Source organism: Paenibacillus beijingensis (genome assembly GCF_000961095.1).
Lineage (GTDB): Bacteria > Bacillota > Bacilli > Paenibacillales > Paenibacillaceae > Paenibacillus_O > Paenibacillus_O beijingensis.
Map to the genome: position 1 here is coordinate 1,827,464 of NZ_CP011058.1, position 22,422 is coordinate 1,849,885.

The window sequence follows — 22,422 nt, forward strand, 5'->3', positions numbered from 1 at the left end:
CGTCCCGATTCCCGCTACTGCCCAAAAAAATAAAATGTCAGCGCATTATCCGCGATTGCCAGACCCGTCGTCGCGAATTGAAGCAGCGCCATATAGCCGTAAAAAACGGTAATCCGCTCATCCTGCTGCATCGATCCGGCCGCATAAATGCTGACGAGAAGTCCGACGGCCGTAATAATGACCAGCATAAGCGACGTCAGATTGGTCACCTCATACCCCACACGGAGCGGTTCATTGCCGATGCGCATCCATTCAAAGCGTCCGTTATAATTCTCCGCAGTACCGTTCAACCGGCCGCCCAGTACGGCAAGCGCCATTATAAAAGAAGCAAGCGAAAACAAACCGCCTATCCACGCGCTTCCGCGTCTGAGGCTTCTGCCAAGTGCAGTCAGCAGCGCGAAAGCCGCCAGGTGGAATGCGGGAACGAGCCAGGCCGCCTGCGGCAGGATTTCCATCCGATACGTCTCCTCCTTGAATGTTAACTGTCAAGTCAATTATGCCCGCTGCGGGGTGCGCCAAACCGGTTCATCCATGCAAAAAAGCCGAGCTTGCGGCAAGCGGCGGCCAACAAATTTCCGTATGTAGAGGGCTTATCCGATTCCGGACCGCAAAGTTCATGCTTATCATGACGCAGTCAACCTCGCTTTCGGATGGATTGGGGTGCGCAGCCAAAGCCCGCGCGCATTGCCCGAAATTCTTTCCAATTATAGCAAAAGGGTCCCGCTTCGTCTATGACGCTTATCGCGAAAGGCAGCACAAACGGCCCGCCCCTCTGCCATGCAGAGAGACGGGCCGCCCGAGGCGTGCTTACCCGGCAGGCTGCCGTACCAAACAAGCCCATTCTAAAGTATCCCCAAACCGTGCGGACGGTCTTATCTGAACAAACCGATCCGCTCGATAAACCAAATCAATCCGAAGCAGCCGATAATGCCGGAACCGTAGTTGACCCAGTTCATTTTTACCGGTATCCGGCTTAAAGCCCAGAGCAGCGGCAGGCACACCGCCACGACGGCCAACTGGCCGATTTCGACGCCAAGGTTGAACGAGAACAGAGGAAGCGCCATATTTCCGGACAGCGTGCCTCTTAACACCTCGGCGAATCCGAAGCCGTGCACGAGACCGAACAATAAGGTGACGATCCAGCGCCGGCTCTCCTTTTTTCGCCAAATATTTTCAACCGCGACGTAAACAATGCTGAGCGCAATGAGCGGCTCGACGATTTTCGGAGAAAGGTAGGCGACTTCCAGCGAAGACAATACGAGCGTAATGCAATGGCCGACGGTAAATGCCGAAATCAGCTTGACGATTTCCCATGATTTGCGATTGGAAGCGAGCAGCAGACCGAGCATAAACAGCATATGGTCGATTCCGGCCCAAATGTGCTCCATTCCCATCACGGTGTAGTCGAGCAGCGTTTGCAAAGGTACGGAAGACGCCGTTTGCAACGGTGAAGCCGTCTGTCCCGACGAGGAAAAAGACGACGGCCGCTCCGCACGATCGTTTTGATTTTCAGCCGCCGAAGCGGACGGTCCTTGGATTTGCACAATATAGTTCTGGCTTCCGAGCATTTGCTGGATCGTCTGTCCGCCGACATCAATCGTCGCGTAGTTGATGTGATTCGGGTCGGCGCCGCTGTACCAAAGAAAGTTATACTGGACAAGATACATTTTCACAGGCGACGGAAATTGATAGAAGATGTCGATCCCGATCATCTCCATGCTGGCCCTTTTCTCATGTTTGGCTCCATTGACGACGCCTGCGGCAAGCTTCCCGTTCCCGGTCACGATCAAATTGTCGTCCACCAGGTAGGCAATTTCTTTCAGTGAGGCGGACAGCTCGCTGTCGCTTAACTTTCCGTCTCCATCCTTATCGGCCGGTAAAATTTTCATCAGGTCATGTTCCGCAAAAGAAAGATGATACTGAAGCGTATCCGTTCCCACCTCGATGTCGGAGTAAGCATAAGGAGTCGCATGCGCCCCTGCTGCGCCCGGCAAAGTGAACAACAGTACGGCTGCAGCAGCCGCTAATGTAAAAATAAGATGAACGCCTTTTTTCAAAAATCCAATCCGCATAGGGAAGTTTCACTCTTCTTTCTCATCAGACATTTCATATGCAGGTCCTTCACGGCAGTAAAGAACCTCCAGAACCGTCGTATAACCCGGAACTGGAGGTTTCTTTATTTAAGCTTTCGTGTTCAACAGCCCGTAAATCATTTTGGCAATTTCGGCGCGCGTCACTTGATCTTTCGGATCGAAACGATTGCCTTCCTTGCCGCTCACAAGTCCGAGCGATTGTCCCGCTCCGATCGCTTGTAGCGCCCAGGAGGAAGCGTCCTTCATGTCCGCGAACGGTACGGAACCGGTTGTATGTGGAGCTTTCGCTCCGGTCTTCGCCTCATATGCGCGGATCAGAATGACCATCGCTTCTTCCCGTGTTATGTTGCTTTGCGGACGGTAGCTGCCGCCTTCACCTTTGATCAGGCCGAGCTCAGCCGCTTTGGCCACATAACCAGCGAAATAGGCGCCCGCTGGTACATCCTTGAAGTTCGATGCGCCCTGCGGCTTGTCGTAACCGAGCGCCCTGACGGCCAATATCGCGAAGTCGGCGCGGGTTACCGCCTGATTCGGCGCATACCTCGTGTCGTCCAGCCCGGTCACAATATGCTTGGCCGCAAGCTTCTGCACGTAGCTGTTCGCCCAGTTTCCTTTCATGTCGGCAAAATTTTTCCGGTATTCCAGCAGCGTGAAGGTGGAGAAATGGCCCGTCGTAAACACAAGCTCATTGCCCTCGAACGATCCTCCGACATATTCGAGCTTCCCGTTGTTCAAATAGTAGACTCCCGCGTATTCCTTATCGATTCCGGAAAGCTGATCGGCGGAAAGCGTCTGGCGGATCGTAACCGGTTTGGCTAACGTATGAATTGCCGTTTCTTTATTGCCTTGAATCAGCGTTAGGTTCAAATTGTAGATACGTCCGGTTGAACGATAGCCGCTGTCATTTGCGATTAATCCCGAAATCTCGTTCTGTCCGGTTCCGTTTGGTCTCGTATCAATGCTTAGCACGATCGAGTCGGAACTGCTGAGGCCGTTCGGCAAAGCGCCGGCCGGCATTTCGATCGTAGCCTGCGGCGTAACGATTTTGAGCGTAACGCCGCTTTGCTGCGCCTGGCTGATTCCTTCTCCGTTCAGCTGCAAAGTAGCGTTCGCTCCGCCGCCTGCTGCAGCGTTCAGCTTGATTTCAACCTGACCCGACACAGCTTGCGCAACAGCCGCCTTCAAGTCGGCGCCACCGAGCGCGAACGTTCCGTCTGTCCGGGACGTGACCGTTAATGCATTGCCTGTACGAACCGTTCCGGAACTGTCTCCCGAAGCGGAAGAGCTCGGATTGCTCGGGCTCGGATTCCCCGGGCTCGGATTCCCCGGGCTCGGATTCCCCGGATTGGGATTCTCCGGATTCGGGTTCTCCGGATTCGGATTCCCTGGATTCGGATTCCCTGGATTCGGATTCTCCGGATTCGGATTCCCTGGATTCGGATTCCCTGGATTCGGGTTCCCCGGGCTCGGATTCCCCGGATTCGGATTCTCCGGACCCGGATTCCCCGGATTCGGGTTCCCCGGATTGATCTCGCCCGTCGCAAAGCCCCAAATATCGGACAACGTGATGCCGCTGTAATCGTCATGAGCGAGAGCGAACCACTCATAATATTTGTTTGATTCGAGACCGCTCCACATTGCCGATGCCTGCTGTCCGCTCGGCACGTTTTCGGCCTGGCCGATAAACTGGTCGGTGTATACTCTAGCGCCGAAATAGTCCGTTTCCACCCGTTTGAGCATCGGATTCAAGTCCACATTCATATCGTACTCGTCTTTGTCCGGAAATTCCTTCGGATCGTAAAAGTTATAATCGTTCAAATAAGGCGAATACGACTTCATATGAATCTTGTTCGTCTGCGGATCGAATTGCATCAGGCGGATATAACCCAGACCGCCTTCCGGCGCGCCTTGATAATCGGCCAGCATCTGGTACACTTCGCGGTCCGGCACGCCGTCTCCATCGTCATCGATTTTGTCGATCAGCGTCTCGGCGTCGTGGTAATGTCCGCTCAGCGCCGCAATGACGTTTTTATTCGGCTTCACAACGCGCTCAAAAACCTTTTCCGCAATCGGAGCCCGATTGTTGGACACCAGCATATATTCATGGAAGCACAAGATCGCTTTGCGGTCCGGGTGCTCGGAAACGACTTTCTGCATCCAATCGATATCTTCATTGTTGATGCCCCAGCCCATATAAACAATGATGAAATCGGTACCTCCTGCAGAGATCAAGTCGTAGTGGCCCCGGTTATTTTTGTACGAGCCTCCAAAAGTCGGCTGATCCTTAAAGCGGTGGTCGCCGTAGTGCTTGTAATAGTTCGTGTAATCGCCGGTTTGATGGCTCACATCGTGGTTGCCCGCCAGCACGCCGTAAGGAATTTTGGCGTCTTCCAGCGTTTTCATCGCTTTATTGGCATTGTCCCATTGATATTCCTCTTCGGCGTTGTCGACAATATCGCCGGTATGAATGACATATTTAATATTCAGCTCCTGCTGATGGTCGGCAATCCACTGCGTGTTCCCTTCATAAATCCACGGGTAGCTCGCAGAATAATATTGGGTGTCGGACATCCATACAAATGTATATTCGTATGGGTCCTCCTTCGCAGGAGGGTCGCCCTGGTTCGAAGCAATTTGATCCTGAACCATGACATGAATGGTGCCGTTTGAATTAAAGTCTCCGGCATTAACCATTGCCTTCAGCGTGAAATCCGAAACTCCCGCCACAATCGTGTCGAGCATTTGCCATTGCCCGCTTGCAGGCTGCCACGCGTATAGGCTGACCTGACGCTCATTGAGCGATTTTCCTTGCCAGGTGATGTCCACAATGTCCGTCTCCTTCACCGAGCTGTCCAGCTTGATGTCGAAGCGGTGGTATGGGAACTTCGTCGTTGAATCATTCTTTAGATATTGGCCGTCGGCAGCGCTAATTTGTTGATAATCACTTGCATTCATCTCCGTCTCGCCGTCCGTCTGAATCTGCTTCGGAGGCTCAATGTCCGATTGACCCTGGAAGCCGGTAAAACCGGTCTTGCTGTTCGCATCATATTTAAATCCTTTGAAAAACGAGACATCCAGCGCATCATTCGTCGGATCTTTTACTTTTACCGAAAGGTTGACGCTGGAATCCGTCACGGCAGCGCCGTTCCACGGACTTACCAGCTCGGGGCTGTCCGGATTCTCGTTCGGCACGTTAAACTTGATCGTTTTCTCCGCCGTATTGCCGACCTTATCCTTTGCCGTAATAACGAGAGTGTGCTCGCCGCCGGCAAGCGCGCCTGAAGAAGTCGCATATGGAAGCGTGATCTCCGCGCCGTCAAGCGTAACGGTAGTCGAAGCAACACCGGCCAAGGCGTCGGTAATCGCCGCATCGATCGTGAATTCTCCGCGATAGGTCTCGCCTTCCGTCACAGTTGCATTAACAGTAGGAGCGGTGTTGTCGACGATTACTTTCGCCGTTACTTTGCTGTTGTCAGCTGCTGTAAGCTCAACCGTATGTTCCCCGTCCGCAGCCTCATTCGTGCTCCAGTTGTAAGCTTTGGAATGGAGCCGATCGGCCGGAATGTTGAAATTAAACTCGAAATACCGGTTCGTGTCTCCCGAATCGCCGATTTTCAGCACTTTCAGCTGCTCTGCGTAAAGCGGGTCGTAAATAACGGTTCCGTCGGTAAGGACAAGCCGCACGTTGCGGACTTTGAAATCGTCCTTGTTTTCCTCCGGACGTTCATCGAACGGTCCGGTTTTGGTGCCGGCGCGGATGGCGATCAGGTTCGAGCCTTCTTTCAGGCGGTCGGCCTCGATCGGATAGGAAAGCGTCGTATACGTGGTGATCGGATCCATGAACGTATACAAAATCTCTTGACCCATCGTAACCGCGTTTTTGAAGTAATAATTGACGTCATTGGCCTCGAAAGCGAAGTAAGCTTCGTTTTCGAGCGCGTGATACGTATCATCGATCAACATGCCGTCGATCTTCAGCTGCAGCGTATCCGGTCCGGCATTTTCCGCCGTTCCTTTAAGGACGCTGGTGCCCGACAGAACGTCGCCGTCCTTCACGTTTAAGCGAAGCGGAGCGCGGCTGCCGCCTTCCTTAATGGAGACGCGCGTCACCGGAGACGTGACCGTATGCGTGCCGTCGGACGCTTCGAAATAATAGTCGATATATTTCTTGCCGAGCAGATCCGGTATTGTCAGCAGCTGATGGTACATCGTATCGTTGAAATCCGGAGTCAAATTCCGTTTCGTATATACGGTATTCAGATCCGATTTGTAATAGGCGGACACCGATAAAATCCGCTTGTCGTCCTTTACGTCCGCAAGCAATTCAAGCTTGTCGGACTGGCTTACTTCCGTTTTGCCCGTATGGTCGGCGATTGTAGGCTCCACGCTGTCTTCCGGCAAATGGATCGGCTGCGAAGGCAGCTGTTCCGCCTCCACCGTTCCCGGAGTGGCATTTTTCGTGCCGACGCTGTATTTCAGCATCGTCGCGATTCCGTCGGACGGATACTTGTAATAGATGCCTTTGCCGGCTGCTACCTCTTTAATGACCTTTCCGTCAAGGGAAACCGATTGAACCGATCCGTCATAGTAAGCGGACACGATGTCCTCGTGCGTATTCGTTCCGACGGCGACGCCGCGCTTGGATCCGTTCGCCATGCCGTCCGCGTAAACTTTAACGATATCTTTATTTTCGACAAGATTCGTATTGTAGGCCGCATTGAAATCGGCAACGCTTTGACCGGAGTTGCCGCTGTTGATGACCCAGAACACCATCGTTTTTCCGGCTTCGATTTGCAAATCCTCGCGGTCGGACGCCCAAATCACGTCGGCAGCCGTACCAGAATCCGGATAACGGTAGTAAATTTTATAGTCTTTGAATTGAATCGTTTGATCGGTATTGTTATAAACCTCGATAAACTCCCCGTCGTCCGAAGTTATCACGTTATTGCTGTCGGGAACAAGCTCGGTAATGAGCATCGGCGGAGCTTTCGTTTCGTCCGGCGTTACGTCGAGCGCAACGTTATACAAGTCGGTCTTTACGTTATTGTTCTTGTCTTTGGCAGCAATGTAGTACTGCAGCCCCGGCTCGCGGAATGCGCTTTTCGGCACGACCCCTTGATAAGAATTGCCGTCTGTCGTCATAGGCACAAAGCTGAAAAACTGCTGGGAGCTTGTTTTGTAATAGACCGACGCCGTCACGGTATCGTCCGCCGCCATTTCAGGATCGGTGATCGCAGCCGTTAACGTGAGGTCCGCATTTTTCGATGCCTGCGGAACCGGCGTGTGGTTGATGACAAGTGTTGGGTTCGGTACCTTTGGCACAACTTGCGCTTCATCCACGGAGCCTGGAGTCGCTGGAATCGTACCCGGGTTGTCCATCATCGTCATATCATGACCCGTTCCGGCCGGATATTGATAAAAGATGCCCTTATTCGGTTCGGTTTGGCTATCGTTCTGATAAGAAGCTTTCACGATCTCTTTGCCGCTGCTGCTCTTAATGAGCAAGTCGCGCGGACCGCCATTTGCCATGCCTCCGCCGCTCACGCGGAAAAGATTCGTATTCTCGACAAGTGAAGTGTTGAAATTGTTGTTGAAATCCTGTTCCGTTGCACCTAGATTTGCGTTGTTAATAACCCAAAGTACGATCGGTTCATGAGCCGGAATCGTTACGTCTCCCGTATACTGAACCGGCCATAACGTGTCGGTGCTGCCGTTACGGTAATAAAGCGAGAAGTCTTTGAAGTTCACCGGATCGTTCGTGTTATTGTAAACTTCAATAAACTCGTAACCGTCTGTTGCAGGGGAATAGTTCGGTACGTTCGAACTGTCGGGCACAAGCTCGGTAATGAGCAGCGAAAGCTCTGCCGGTTCAACGGCTGTTTTCCGGATTGGTACGGTATATATATTCGTATTGACCGTTGAATAGCTGCCGTCAAGCGCCTGAATATAATATTGCAGCGAATTCCCTGCGGCAAGCGCCAGGTGTGGGATCGATCCAATGAACGTGCTGCCGTCCGCTGGATTCATCGCTGTAAAAGCATAGTCCATTTGGATGTCCGTTTTGTAATATACGGAGGCCGTGACCGTATAAGTGCTGCCCGTGACCGTAGCGGCAATCGCAACATCCTGATTGTCGGGCGCCTCTGCGGCAGGCGTATGCCCAATCTGCAGATCGGATTGCTGAGGCGGCGCGATGTAATCCGAAGGATGCAACGGGATCTGCGAAGCATCCAACGTTCCCGGCGTAGCTGCCGAAAGGCCGGCCGCCATCGCTCCCGTCGTGATCATCGACATGGCCGTGCTTCCATCAACCGAATAGGAGTAAAAAATTCCTTTATCCTTCTGCGTCTGTTCGTCGGTTTGGTAAGAAGCCGAAACGACAATATTCCCCGAGCTGTCTTTAAAGATTAGGTCTCTCGCACTGCCGTTGGCCATACCGCCGCCGCCGCTCACGCGGAACAGGTCGACATTTTCCTGAAGGCTCGTGCCGTAGTTGGCGTTGAATGCCTCAGCCGTTTGGCTCGTATTGTTGCTGTTCATGACCCACAGGACGATCGATTGCTGCGGCGCAACAAAAACTTCCCCTCCTGAGACAGCAGTCCAAACGTTATCGGTCGTACCGTAATGGTAGACTAATTGATAGTCTTTCAGGTTTACAGGCTGGCTGGAATTGTTGTACACTTCGATAAACTCGAAGGCGTCTGTTGCGGGGGAAAAGTTCGGCACGTTCGAGCTGTCGGGAACAAGCTCGGTAATGAGAAGCTCCGGTACTTTCGTGTAATCAATTTGTGGAGCATCCGCGTTGGCTACCTTTAAGCCAGGTACGAGCAAGCTGAATAACAAGCAGCTTACCGTGCACATCAGCACCCAACGTTTCCAAATTTTCAATTTCAACTCGTTGCACACCCCTCTATTATTCTTCCAATTGTGCAAACCATTACAAATTGGCACTTCAAACATAGTAGTTAAAAAATGTAATTGGTATGTTAACCCATTATTAAGAAATTGTTGAGATGTGGGGAATATTGGATAACTTATGAAAAATGAGAAAACCACTCGTATGGCTTACGAACCGAGTCATCGTTATTTGTGCATATTGAACCTCTTCCAAGCTCTAACGAATCGTAGAGCCACTATTCGATTCATATCGACTCGTTTGGGTTGTTTTTTGATGAAATAATGTTTTTAGGGTTCGTTATCGCTCAAGAAGTCGAATGATTCCTGAAATAACGGTTTTACGATTCTTTAGGTCCGTTTCAGAAGTCGCTCGCTGACGTTCACTGCTCGAAGACTCACCCAACGTCAGAGGTTGACCAAACCCCGTGGCCATAACAAAAATGAGGCGGGAGACCCGCTCTCGCCCGAAAATTTTTAAATTCTATGATCTAAAAAAAAGAGTCTTGCTGAAACGAAACCGTTTCGGCAAGACTCTTTTTCATTTAATCGCATAGACTATGACGGTTTAAATCACTTTTTTACCCGCCGCCCCGCTGCAGCCAGCCGCGCAGACGGCCCCAGCCGCTCTGGCCTGCTGCCGTATCGGCTGCAGGCTGCGCGGGAAGCAGTTCCTCGTCGCGCAGCAGCCGGGCCGCATTGCCTCTATAATAAGCGGCCTGATTGTCCCCCATTCGTTCCGAGATTTGCTCATACGCTTCCTTTAAGCGGAAACCGCGCCATTTCAATTGGTGGGCGTCCGATGACACCAAATGAATGAGACCGTTACGGCATAGCGACCAGGCCGCCTTCTCGATGCCGCGCCCGAATCCGCCCAGCAGCGAATGCGTCGTCACTTGCCCGTAAGCTCCGATGTCGATCAGTTCCTGAAGTTTGTCAGGCGAACGAACGACCTCCGCATTCCGCTCGGGGTGCGCGATGACCGGCCGCAGGTTCATCAGATTGAGCTCATAAATGAGGTCGCCCATCTGCTTCGGTATTTCGCCGCTTGGCATTTCCAGCAGCAGGTATGAAGTGCCCGCCAGCGTCGCCAGCTCCCGTTTCTCCAAATTAGCCAGCAGCTCCTTGTGAACCCGGATTTCCTGTCCCTTATGAATCCGAATCGCGATACCGGCTTCCTGCAGCCGCGCATTAAGCTGCTGCACATGCCCCAGTACCTCTTCGTGCGGATTCCAGAACTTGCCGTCCTCATGATGCGGCGTGGCGATGATATCCGTAATTCCTTCGGCCGCCGCCGCTCGCGCCAGCGCTTCCGCCTGCTCCCAATCCTCCGCCCCGTCATCCACGCCGGGCAAAATATGCGTATGCATGTCGATCATAACGAGCACCTGCTTTCTGCTGCGTTGTGATATTTCTTTCCATCATCATACCATATGGAGCGTGCGGCGGTGTAGCGGTTCGTTCAGGTTAAGGCTAAGGCAATATATACAATTTCCGGATTCATCCAATGCAACAAGGGCACCCCTGCAACATGAGGGGGCGCCCTGGATCGGAATCGAATTATGCCACTGATTTCGTTTTACTTATCGTTCTTATCGTACGGCGATTTCGGCAAATCGAGCGTAGGGGTTTCGTTGAAGAAATTGAACGGTTTGAGCATAGTCGATACCCACTCCGTCGACATCATCGGCCACTCTTCGGCACGCGGAATATGGGTTGTTCCTGTCGTCACCCACACGACGTCGTCGGCCTGATAAATGCTGCGGTTTTGTTCCGTCCATGCTCCAAGACCGGTATCGACCGGATTCTGGTTCACATACTTGCCTTCCGGATAGATTTCCTGCTGACTGAAAGGCGTTACCCACAGGTGGTTTTTCGCAAAACCGACACGCTTAGAGATGTAGTCGTCATCTGCGGCCAGCAAGTCTTCCGCAAACGGATGCGTTCCGCCGGCGTTCGCAATAATTTGGTAGCCTGTCCAGTATCCTTGGCTGTTTTCTTTCGTTTGGTTCGTAATGAGCACAATTTTGTCCGCTTTGAATTTCTGTTTGGCATCCTGCTCGGTTTTGTATACTTTTTCATCCAGTACAATTTCGCTCGTGCGGCGTTTGTTTTCGACCGGTACGGTTTTCGGCTGAAGCTCGAGCACGGAGTTTTTGATGCCGTCAATGTCCATATCCAGACGGAAATTGTAAATGTGCTGGTGATAAGTACCGATTATATGCTCATCCAGAAGTGTTCCGTTGCGCGTATCCACGCTCTTGCTGTCGTGGTAGTGGTCTTTGCCGGTGTCATGAATGTTCGTCCGTTTCGTCGCCTTGACCGCTTCCAGACCCGCTGCGCCGGCATTAATTTTAATATTGCCGTTCTGCTGGAATACCCAATCTATAATATAGTCATAGTTGCCGATGGTCGAAATATAGCGAAGGACAAGCTCCATGCGCGCTCTGCTCTCCACTTTATCGCCTGAAGCATGCGTCCAGTCCATATCGGCATACCGCTCGAACATGCCCATCACTTTCGGAGACGTGTACGGCTTGCCTAAATCGTCATTCAGAATAGCGTCAATAAACGTCACATTGTCCGGCGTATCTGCACCTTTCACGAGCGGCCGGCCCAGTTTGCCCATTCCGTAGGAGCCCGAGTCCATATACGCCCGGAAGTACCAGCTGTCCGATGGATCGCCGTACGGAACCGTCATACCGCCGAATGATCCGCTGTACATTATTTTGCGGACCTTGCCATGATCGTTATAGGTCAAAGTCGAGATAATCGGGCCGACCCGCGGATCGAAGCGAAGATGAAACTTGAAGTTCTGCCAACTGATTTCGTTTCCGTTAATGCTGTAATTGACGCCTTTCGGCTGCGAAATGTAAATCGGCTTGGCCGGCTGCCGCATATTGCCCGGATCACCCTTGACATAGCCGTGATCTTCCATCGGAACCGGGATAACGCCTGACTCATCGACTTTGTCCACTTTTTTGGCTCCGAGATCGACGGTCACGATCAAACCTTCAATCGGGTGGGCATAATGGTTGTTATCCTTCGTCATCAAGTAAAAGCTCAGCTTCATCAGCCGCTTGCTGGGATGCGTGTCTTCGTCCCCGTAATATCCGGCTTCTAATTGGTCGACCTTCACCTTGCTTAAGTCGGTAATTCCCCGTTTAATCAGAGCGGCCCGAAATTCCTTGCTTTCCATCGTAAGCTTCTCGGCCAGTTCGTACTCCTCGTCCGTATACATCGGCTGGCCTTGCTTGACTTCCTTCCACGCCAGCAGTTTTTTGCTGTTGAGATCGACACTACCTTCAAATACTTGGCGCCCCTGGACAACAACAAATTCCGCTTGACGGGACAGCCGGTTTTTCTTGTTTTTCTTCTGTTCCGCACTCAAATCGTTCCAGGCCCAGACTTTAGACTTCTCCGGCTCCTTGACTTTAATTTCGGTAAAACGCATATCTGCTTTCAGCTTGCCGGAGCCTTTCACTATCCATGCTGCGGAATTCAATTCATCTGCAGTCAGCGGGTTAAGCGGATGATAAGGGACGGTATTAACCTGGGCGAAGCTGGCTGCGGCTACGCCTCCGAATAGTGTTTCAGAGGAACCGGCGTTCCATCCGATACCGGTCGTAGTAAGCAATACGGCAGCGGCAAACAAAGTTTTTACCGCTTTTTTTCTTTTCATATCGATTCCTCCAATGTATAAAATAGATTGAGGGCTGCGTCAGCTATGTTCACCCAAGCGCAAGCCTCGCAACAACCATGTAACTCATTGTAGTTGTCAAAGGTAAAGATTCCGCTCAGATCAGGTAAAAATAGAGCAAAAATCAAATAAACTCGGCCATTGTTTTGATCTTCCCAAACTTCAATACCATATGCGTTATATTTTTATGACATATTTCTTGTCATTTCGATTGGGCACTTATATATTAGATAACAGTACATAGAACTGAATTTATTAGTGGAAATGAGGTGACCAATGAATGGCCGGTGAAATGATCCTCATCGTAGATGACGAAATGGAAATTGGCGGATTATTGGGGATGTATTTGCAAAAGGAAGGTTACCGCTACCATGTCAGCATGAACGGCGCCCAGGCGCTTCAATTCGTGGAAGAGCTTGAACCGGATTTAATCGTGCTGGATGTCTTTCTTCCCGATTTGGATGGTTATGAACTGTGCCGGCAGCTGCGGACGATGACAACGGCACCGATTATGTTTCTCTCCTGCAGGGATACCGAGCTCGACAAAGTGGTCGGCTTAAGTGTCGGCGGAGACGATTATCTCAGCAAACCGTTCAGTCCGCCTGAGCTTGTCGCACGAATCAAAGCCCATTTAAGACGCAGTCAAATGCAGTTGCATCGACTGACTGTCAAATCCAAGTCGATTCTCTCTTCGAAATCGCTACAAGTCCATTTGGACTCGCATGAGGTTTATGTGGATGGGGAAAAAATCGAGCTCTCCGCCAAGGAATATCAGCTGCTGTCATATTTCATGCTTAACTCGAAACAGGTATTGTCCTTCGATCAGCTGCTGCTCAACATTTGGGGTATGGAGAACGAAGTGGAGACGAAGACGCTCCAGGTTCATGTCGGCAATCTGCGTAAAAAAATCGAAAAGGATCCCGCCAAACCGCAACGACTCGTTACTGTAAGGGGGACGGGGTACAAGTTCAATGAAGCAGCCCGTACGATTTAAGCTGCCGCGGCCGAAAACGTTTGCCATGCAGCTGCTGCTGCTGATTCTGATGGCATCCATCATTCCGCTGCTCGGCATCGGTGTCATGGTATGGCATACGACCCGCCTTCAGTTCAACGCCTTTTCGGTAAACGAAACGCAGATGCTGGAATCCAATTTCACCCATGTGTACAGCACCTATCTCGAAGAACAGGTCAATTCCATCGATTTGGAAATGCAAAAGGTCGAAATTGTCGTCCAGCTGGCCCGATCATTAGCGGAACACGTTTTCTCCGCTTCCGGTTCCATAACCCCGCTGACTATGGTGTACGACCGGAGCAAAAACGTTTACCGTGAAGCCGAGAACGATAACCAAGGTTCGGTTGTCATACCAGGAGCGGATAAACCCGATCTCGGGCAGTTGGAGGACCTCGCCAGGAGCAAGGCACTGTTCCCGATCTTCAAGCAAGAAGTGGACCGCAATCGCAATATTGCTGTCATGTACTACATTCATCCGAAATCGGGGAGCTATGATTACCCTTTGTACAGCGCACTCAACGCGGTACAGCAAAACCCGCGGCCGCTGACCTCCTACTCCTTTTATACCGATGCATTATCAATCGGGGTTCATGATAACCGGGTTGCCTGGACGGAACCTTATTACGATATGACTACGCCTCTTGGATGGATGTTTACGGCAACCGCACCCGTCTTTGACAACGAAGACCGGCTAAGAGGAATTGTCGCCGCTGATGTGACGATCGACAAGTTCGTCCAGAATATGATGGATACGCGCTTCAAAAGCAAAAAAGCGTATGCTTTTCTGCTCGACCGGAAAGGCGGTCTGATCGCTGTTCAATCCCAGGGCCGCAACGAGATTGGCGTCGTTCTGCAGGATGGTTTTCAGCCGCCTGCGCGAAACGGCAGGACGGTTACGGTTGGCGGCGTGGACAAGCTTCTGTTCGGCAAAACGATTCCGTCCACCGGTTGGCTGCTCGGCTATGTCATTCCAAGGGATGAGCTGCTGCAGCCGGTAACGGCTTCTTCCGAAAAGCTGATGGCCGCCACCAGTTCCGATCTGCTGCAGCAGATTTCGCTGTTATCGGTTGTCGCGATTTTGATCAGTGTCGTGATTTCGATTTTTCTGTGGTCCCGCATTTCATTGCCGTTAAAGAAGCTCAGCCACGCATTCGCGGATATCGGCAAAGGCAATTTTGCGGAGCTGCAAAATGACGGGGCGCAGGAATTTACGTCTCTGCTCCAGGCTTTTAACCGGATGTCTGCCAAAATAAAGGAACTGATCGAGGAGCAGACTCTTCTCAACGGGGAGCTCGAACGGAAAGTCGAGCACCGGACCGTGCAATTGAAAGAAATTAACGAGGAGCTTCAATTACGGGTCAATGAGCTGCTGCGAATGGAGAAATGGCGCAATAATCTGTATATGAATATATCACACGATATTAAAACGCCCTTAACGCTCGTGAATGGATATATCGATGCGATACTAGACGGCACCATCGCCGCCTCTCATGCTACGGATTATTTGCGGAGAGTGCAGGACCGGATACTTGCGATCAACCGGCTCGTCAAAAACTTGAATGACTTGGGACAGCTTGAAACGGGTCAAATCCAGCCAAAGCTCCGACCTATCAATGCCGATGAATTTTTTGTCCGCTATTTACATGAATGGCAATCATCGCTGGGGCTGGAGAACCGGAGGCTGATGGTTACGATCTGCGATCGGCTTGGCCCCCTTTATGCCGATCCGGATATGCTGATGCGGGTGATCGATAATTTATTGGACAACGCACGCAAATATTCCCCGGAAGGTTCGGAAATCCGCACTGACGTACGACGAGTCGCAAATGATGTCGTATTCAGCGTCGCGAACAGCGGGATCGGAATTCCAACCACATCGCTGCCCTATGTATTCGATTCCTTCTATCGCGTCGACAAATCGCGCAACAGCAAAATATCCGGCAGCGGGCTCGGCCTGTCGATAGCGCGCGAAATCGTCACTCTTCATAGAGGAAAAATATGGATTGACCCTAGTCCGCACGGGGGCTCTATGTTCTCGGTTTCTATTCCGGTCTCGCATGAAATAAAGAATTACAAGCGTCAACGCGTTAATGAAAAAAAGAAGCTTCCAATCCCGCTTCAAAAGCGGTCGATCGGAAGCTTCTTTTCCTTAAGCGCTACCTTATTGCTGCTCCTTGACGTAAATACGGTTATTCGCGCGCTGCAGCGCAAGCTCGGCGCGGCGAACATCGATGTCATGCTGCTTGCCTTCCAGGCGCTGCTCGGCGCGCTGCTTGGCAAGCACAGCACGGTCAAGATCGATATCTGCCGCCAGCTCCGCGCTTTCGGCCAAGATAACGACCTTATCCTTGCGCACTTCAACGAAACCGCCGCTAACGGCGATGATGTCTTCCTTGCCGCTCTTCTTGACACGGACAGGAGCGATCTTCAGCGGCGTAACGAGCGGGATATGGTTTGGCAGTATGCCAAGCTCCCCCTCTGAACCTTTGACGATCACCATGTTCACATCTTCGGCGTACACTTTACGCTCCGGCGTCACAACTTCCAGTAAAAGAGTGCTCATGTGGATACCTCCCGCCTTTCGCTATTACAGCGTTTTGGCTTTCTCCACCGCTTCTTCAATCGTACCGACGTACATGAACGCCGCTTCCGGCAGCTCATCGTGCTTGCCGTCCAGGATTTCTTTGAAGCTGCGGACCGTTTCTTTAACCGGCACGTACTTGCCTTTGATGCCCGTAAACTGTTCCGCAACGTGGAACGGCTGGGACAGGAAACGTTCGATTTTCCGTGCGCGGGCAACGGTCAGTTTGTCGTCCTCGGTCAGCTCGTCCATACCGAGAATCGCAATAATATCTTGAAGCTCTTTGTAGCGCTGCAAAATTTTCTTTACGCTTTGAGCGACATTGTAGTGCTCTTCGCCGAGAATTTCCGGAGCCAAAATCCGCGAGGACGAAGCCAGCGGGTCAACGGCAGGGAAAATGCCTTTCTCGGAAATTTTACGCTCCAGGTTTGTCGTTGCGTCCAAGTGGGCGAACGTCGTAGCCGGAGCCGGGTCGGTGTAGTCATCCGCAGGCACGTAGATCGCCTGAATGGACGTAACGGAACCTTTTTTCGTCGATGTGATGCGCTCTTGAAGCTGACCCATCTCGGTTGCCAGCGTCGGCTGGTAACCTACCGCCGAAGGCATACGGCCGAGAAGAGCCGATACTTCGGAGCCCGCTTGCGTGAAGCGGAAGATGTTGTCGATGAACAGAAGCACATCGCGGCCTTCTTCATCGCGGAAATATTCCGCCATCGTCAGACCGGTCAGGGCAACGCGCTGGCGCGCACCCGGCGGCTCGTTCATCTGTCCGAACACCATCGCGGTTTTCGGCAGTACGCCGGAATCTTTCATCTCGTGGTACAGGTCGTTCCCTTCACGGGTACGCTCGCCAACGCCGGCGAATACGGAAATACCGCCGTGCTCTTGGGCGATGTTGTTGATCAGTTCCTGAATCGTTACCGTTTTGCCTACGCCGGCGCCGCCGAACAGGCCGATTTTACCGCCTTTGGCATAAGGAGCAAGCAGGTCGATAACTTTAATGCCCGTTTCGAGAATTTCCGCCTGCGTCGACAATTCGTCGAATTGAGGCGCTTGACGGTGAATCGGCAGGTTCACTTCCGAAACCGCGATTCCCGCATTGTCGATCGGTTCGCCCAGCACGTTGAATACCCGTCCCAGCGTCGGCGCGCCGACCGGAATCGTAATCGGAGCTCCGGTATCGAGAGCTTCCGCGCCGCGAACAAGACCGTCGGTGGAGCTCATTGCTACGGCACGCACCGTATTGTCGCCGAGATGGACCGCAACTTCGAGCGTCAGGTTGACATCAAATCCGCCCTCTTGCCCTTTGTAGTCGATCTTGATCGCGTTCAAAATGTCCGGCAGTTGGCCGCGTTCGAATTCAACATCGACAACGGGGCCCATGACGGAAATAACGCGTCCTTTATTCATGGTTTTCCCTCCTGGTTCCTTCATGTTTAGCTTTGAGCGTTCGCGCCTGCGACAATTTCCGATATTTCCTGGGTAATCGCCGCCTGACGGGCGCGGTTATACGTAAGCGTAAGCTGAGAAATCATTTTGGTGGCATTTTTTGTCGCATTGCCCATCGCTGTCATCCGGGCGCCGAATTCGCTCGCCTTTCCGTCCAGCAGCGCGCTGTAAATGAGCGTTTCGGCATATTTCGGCAGCAAAATTTCGAGTACGCCTTCCGCCGAAGGCTCATATTCGTATTCGGCAATTGCAGATGCGCCGGTTGGCGAGGCAGCCTCATTCAGGCCGGCCGTTTCATCCAGCGGAAGCAGACGCTTTTCGACAGGAATCTGCGTAATTGCATTGACAAATTCGTTATAGTAAAGGTAAAGCTCGTCGTACGCTTCGTTCTCAAACATCTGCACGGCCGTTTTCGCGATCGACTTAATATCCGCGAAAGTAGGCGAATCCGGCAGACCCGTAACTTCTTCTGCAATCGGCATGCTGCGGCGCTGGAAATAATCCCGCCCTTTGCGGCCGATAACAAACAGCACGTACTCGTCGCTTGACTTATGCTTCTCGCGAATCGTCTGCGTCACTTTGCGGAGCACGTTGGCGTTGTAGCCGCCGGCCAATCCGCGGTCCGAGGTGATGACCAGATAGCCGGTTTTGCGGATCGGACGCGATTCCAGCATCGGATGCTTGACGCCCTTGGTGCCGGCCGCGATGTTCGCCACGACTTCTTTCAGCTTGTCGGCATACGGACGGGCCGCTTCGGCAGCCTGCTGAGCCCGGCGGAGACGGGATGCCGCCACCATTTCCATCGCCTTCGTGATCTGCTTCGTATTCTGCTTGCTCTTGATTTCACGCTTAATATCGCGCATGTTTGTTGCCATTCTTGTTCACCCGCCTTTGTTGCCCGGTTCGGACCTGGTAATTGTAGCAGGACCGCCGGCCTCTAAACGAGAGACCGGACGGCATTATATGTTACACCGATGCGGAAAAACTTTTCTTGAATTGGCCGATAGCCGCTACAAGAGCGTTCTCATTGTCAGCCGTAATGTCTTTCGTGTCGCGGATCGACTGCCCGATTTCCGGATGGTTGGAATCGAGGAAAGTGAGCAGTTCTTTCTCGAAGCGGGTGACGTCGGCAACCGGAATGTCGTCCAGATGGCCTTTGACCGCCGAGTAAATGCTGATAACCTGCTTCTCGACCGGCAGCGGCTGGTTGACGCCCTGCTTCAAAATTTCCATCGTGCGCGCGCCGCGGTTCAGGCGGACAAGCGTCGATTTGTCAAGGTCGGAGCCGAACTGCGAGAATGCCTGCAGTTCGCGGTAAGCGGCGAGGTCGAGGCGGAGCGTGCCCGCAACTTTCTTCATCGCTTTAATTTGAGCGGAGCCCCCTACGCGGGAGACGGAAATACCGACGTTGATTGCCGGACGTTGACCCGCATTGAACAGGTCTGCTTCCAGGAAGATCTGTCCGTCCGTAATCGAAATGACGTTTGTCGGAATGTAAGCGGAGACGTCGGAAGCCTGCGTTTCAATGAACGGCAGCGCGGTCAGAGATCCGCCGCCATTCTCGTCGCTCAGCTTTGCCGCGCGTTCCAGCAAACGGGAGTGCAGATAGAATACGTCGCCCGGATAAGCTTCCCGGCCCGGAGGACGGCGGAGCAGCAGCGACAATTCGCGGTAAGCGGCAGCCTGTTTGGACAGGTCGTCGTAAATGATCAGGACGTGCTCGCCTTTGTACATAAAGTATTCGCCCATCGCGCAGCCTGCATAAGGAGCCAGGAACAGGAGGGGAGCCGGCTCGGAAGCCGAAGCGGTGACGACGATCGTGTAGTCCAGCGCGCCGTTGCGGCGCAGCGTTTCCACAACGTTGGCAACCGTCGACTGCTTTTGGCCGATCGCAACGTAAATACATTTTACGCCGTTGCCTTTTTGGTTGATGATCGTGTCGATCGCAATCGCCGTTTTACCCGTTTGGCGGTCGCCGATGATGAGCTCGCGCTGGCCGCGGCCGATCGGAACCATTGCGTCGATCGCTTTAATGCCCGTTTGCATCGGCTCATGAACCGATTTACGGTCGATAACGCCCGGCGCCGGGGATTCTACCGGACGGGATTGGGTCGTGTTGATCGGGCCTTTGCCGTCGAGCGGCTGACCGAGGGAGTTGACGACGCGGCCAAGAAGTTCTTCGCCGACCGGAACTTCCATAATGCGGCCGGTCCGTTTCACTTGGTCGCCTTCGCGGATGTCCGTGTAAGGGCCGAGGATAACGACACCGACGTTGCTTTCTTCGAGGTTGAGGGCCATGCCCACTACGCCGTTTTGGAATTCCAGCAGTTCGCCCTGCATGGCGTTCTCAAGGCCGTGGACGCGCGCGATACCGTCGCTAACTTGAATAACCGTACCGACTTCAACCACTTGAATTTCGGATTTATATTGTTCAATCTGCTGCTTAATCAGCGTGCTGATTTCATCAGGTCTGATACTCAACTTCTTCACCCCTGTCTACAGTGCTTAAGAATTCATCGTTTTGCGCAGACGTTCCAGCTTGCCTGCAAGACTGCCGTCATACAGACGGTCGCCGATCCGAACCTGAATGCCGCCGAGAAGCGACGGATCCACCACTTGCTCCGCAGCAATCTGCTTGCCGCTTGCGCTGCCGAACCGCGCCTCGATCTTCGCCAGCTCTTCCGCCGTGAGCGGCTGAGCCGTAAACACCGTGGCATGCGAACGGCCGGTCGCTTCTCCGGCCACTTTCCGGAATGCTTCGTATACGTCGTGAATGATATCCGAGCGGCCTCTCGAAATGAGAAGCGCGATCGTGTTGGAGACGATTGAGGACACCCGGTCGGCAAAAGCTCCTTTGATCAGCTCGATTTTCTTGGAGACGTCGATATTCGGGAATGTCAGGAACCGTTCAATTTCCTGATCCTGCTTCAATGTATCTACGACCAGCTTCAGCTGCTCCTCAACTTCCGCAACGAGGTTGTGCTGGAGCGCGATTTCAAACAGCGCTTTTGCATAGCGTTTCGCTACGACCGCATCCCGGCTCATTTGCTTCCAACCTCGTTCAGGTATTTATCAACCAGCTGCTCCTGGGATTTTTCGTCGATTTGCTTTTCGATGATTTTGGAGGCAATCATAACGGACATGCCGCTGACCTGTCCCCGCAGCGATGCGATCGCTTTGTTTTTCTCGCTTTCGATATCCTTCAGAGCGTCTTCCTTCAGACGGCTTGCTTCGGCTTTCGCGGTTTGAACGATGTCCTCCGCTTGCTTCGAACTCGTCTTCTTCGACTGCTCGATAATATCGTAAGCTTCCTTGCGGGCCTGCTCCATCGCTTTGCGCTGCTCCTCGAGCTGCACCTCCGCTTGTTGACGGGCCGTTTCCGCCGCATTCATTTGCTCCAGAACAAGCTCGCGGCGTTTTTCCATAATGCCGAACAACGGACCAAATGCATATTTATTCAACAGCCAATACAGAATCAAGAACGCCAAGATAGCGTACACAAACGATTCCCAATGCCAAGACATACGCGCACTCCTTTCTGACCGCAGTATCCATAATTAAAACGAAGGCGTGGAGGGCTAAAGGCCTTCCCCGCCGCATCAAGCCTATTAACTAAAGAACGCCAGAAAACCGATAACAACGCCGATAATCGGAACAACCTCGACGATACCAACACCGATAAACATCGTCGTTTGCAGTCTGCCTTGAAGCTCCGGTTGACGGGAGATGCCTTCAACCGTTTTGCTTACGATCAAACCGTTACCGATACCTGCGCCAAGTGCGCCCAAACCGACTGCCAAAGCTGCTGCCAATATTTCCATTGATAAAATCCTCCTCGAATTTTGAATTCTGATCTGATTTTTGTATAGCTTAACCTCAATTGTTGCGGCCTTATTTATTCGGCTATTCGCACATCGAGTCTAAAACGAAAGATTAATGTTCCTCGTGTATGGTCGCTTGCGAAATGTACACCATCGTGAGGATCGTAAACAGGAATGCCTGAATGGCACCGACAAAAATACTGAAGCCCTGCCATGCAATCATGAACGGAGTTCCAGCTATACCCAGCATCAAGATGGTCGCGATAAGCACCTCGCCCGCAAAGATGTTTGCGAACAGACGCAAAGCAAGCGTCAGCGGTTTGGAAAGCTCCTTGATGAGGTTAAGAGGGAAGAAGAACCAGAACGGTTCGAAATAGTGTTTCAGGTAATGCTTGCGGTTCAGCTTCAGTCCCAGGAAATGAATGAGCACGAAGACGATTACCGCCAGTCCGGACGTTACGGAAAGATCGGCCGTCGGCGATTTCCACCAGGCGAGCTCCGCATGCCCTCCGTGTTCCTCCAACATTTCCTTCGTAATGCCGAGCGCCTCGTTGGCGTGATGGGTTTCCGTCACGATACCGAACGGCAGCCCCAGCAAGTTAGAGATGAAGATGAACATAATGAGCGTCATCCCGAGAGCGACGTATGGCCTGACCTTGTTAAGCGGCATTGTGCTCGCAATGGTCGTTTGCACAAATTCCACGACCCATTCCATGAAATTTTGCAGTTTGGACGGATTATCGACCGATAGGTTGCGAACCGCCAGTTTCGCCAACACAAACGTGATGATCACCGAGATCGTGATGGCCGTGAAAGTCGAGATGTCGATCTGCAATCCGCCGATGTGCAGCACCGGAAATTCATGCATTGAA

The 22,422-nt window shown here is 52.4% G+C and carries 14 protein-coding genes and 1 pseudogene; 2 read left to right on the plus strand and 13 right to left on the minus strand.

Annotated features, from left to right (window positions below):
* Positions 1-14: 14 nt before the first annotated feature.
* From VN24_RS26250 to VN24_RS08220, 5 genes are all read right to left on the minus strand, one after another.
* Positions 15-455 carry a NuoL/Nad5 family protein gene (locus VN24_RS26250; protein ID WP_052702857.1) on the minus strand — a complete coding sequence of 147 codons (441 nt, stop codon included), beginning with the start codon at positions 453-455 and terminating at the stop codon, positions 15-17.
* A gap of 417 nt (positions 456-872) precedes the next feature.
* Positions 873-2,072 (minus strand): HupE/UreJ family protein, encoded by a 1,200-nt coding sequence (locus tag VN24_RS08205; protein WP_045669989.1) that lies wholly within the window; start codon positions 2,070-2,072, stop codon positions 873-875.
* Positions 2,073-2,180: 108 nt separating this feature from the next.
* A complete protein-coding gene (locus tag VN24_RS08210) occupies positions 2,181-8,987 on the minus strand; it encodes an S-layer homology domain-containing protein (RefSeq protein ID WP_052702858.1) in 6,807 nt (2,268 codons plus the stop codon).
* A 581-nt stretch (positions 8,988-9,568) separates the two neighbouring features.
* Positions 9,569-10,366 (minus strand): tyrosine-protein phosphatase, encoded by a 798-nt coding sequence (locus VN24_RS08215; RefSeq protein ID WP_045669990.1) that lies wholly within the window; start codon positions 10,364-10,366, stop codon positions 9,569-9,571.
* A gap of 200 nt (positions 10,367-10,566) precedes the next feature.
* Entirely contained in the window at positions 10,567-12,669 is a 2,103-nt protein-coding gene (locus VN24_RS08220) for a copper amine oxidase (protein ID WP_052702859.1), read from the minus strand.
* A gap of 298 nt (positions 12,670-12,967) precedes the next feature.
* On the opposite strand from VN24_RS08220, the gene VN24_RS08225 reads away from it, so the two are divergent.
* Positions 12,968-13,681, plus strand: a complete 714-nt coding sequence (locus VN24_RS08225) for a response regulator transcription factor (RefSeq protein WP_045669991.1) — start codon at positions 12,968-12,970, stop codon at positions 13,679-13,681.
* A gap of 478 nt (positions 13,682-14,159) precedes the next feature.
* Positions 14,160-15,740, plus strand: a pseudogene (locus VN24_RS28700) (sensor histidine kinase); the annotation flags it as partial.
* Positions 15,741-15,860: 120 nt separating this feature from the next.
* Here the strand turns inward: VN24_RS28700 and VN24_RS28120 are convergent.
* The 8 genes from VN24_RS28120 to atpB form a co-directional block, all read right to left on the minus strand.
* A complete protein-coding gene (locus VN24_RS28120; RefSeq protein ID WP_238590864.1) occupies positions 15,861-16,262 on the minus strand; it encodes a F0F1 ATP synthase subunit epsilon in 402 nt (133 codons plus the stop codon).
* A gap of 24 nt (positions 16,263-16,286) precedes the next feature.
* Positions 16,287-17,690, minus strand: coding sequence for a F0F1 ATP synthase subunit beta (gene atpD, locus VN24_RS08235; protein ID WP_045669993.1), 1,404 nt, complete (start codon positions 17,688-17,690; stop codon positions 16,287-16,289).
* A 26-nt stretch (positions 17,691-17,716) separates the two neighbouring features.
* Entirely contained in the window at positions 17,717-18,604 is an 888-nt protein-coding gene (atpG, locus tag VN24_RS08240; RefSeq protein WP_045669994.1) for an ATP synthase F1 subunit gamma, read from the minus strand.
* 91 nt (positions 18,605-18,695) lie between these two features.
* Positions 18,696-20,210 (minus strand): F0F1 ATP synthase subunit alpha, encoded by a 1,515-nt coding sequence (atpA, locus tag VN24_RS08245; protein WP_045669995.1) that lies wholly within the window; start codon positions 20,208-20,210, stop codon positions 18,696-18,698.
* A 24-nt stretch (positions 20,211-20,234) separates the two neighbouring features.
* A complete protein-coding gene (locus VN24_RS08250) occupies positions 20,235-20,774 on the minus strand; it encodes a F0F1 ATP synthase subunit delta (protein WP_045669996.1) in 540 nt (179 codons plus the stop codon).
* Positions 20,771-21,253, minus strand: coding sequence for a F0F1 ATP synthase subunit B (gene atpF / locus VN24_RS08255; protein WP_045669997.1), 483 nt, complete (start codon positions 21,251-21,253; stop codon positions 20,771-20,773). Before atpF ends, VN24_RS08250 begins: the two co-directional genes overlap by 4 nt.
* Before the next feature lie 84 nt (positions 21,254-21,337).
* A complete protein-coding gene (gene atpE / locus VN24_RS08260; protein WP_045669998.1) occupies positions 21,338-21,550 on the minus strand; it encodes a F0F1 ATP synthase subunit C in 213 nt (70 codons plus the stop codon).
* 112 nt (positions 21,551-21,662) lie between these two features.
* The gene (atpB, locus tag VN24_RS08265) at positions 21,663-22,418 is read right to left on the minus strand and encodes a F0F1 ATP synthase subunit A (protein ID WP_045669999.1); all 756 of its coding nucleotides are present in this window, start codon (positions 22,416-22,418) and stop codon (positions 21,663-21,665) included.
* Between the last annotated feature and the right edge of the window lie 4 nt (positions 22,419-22,422).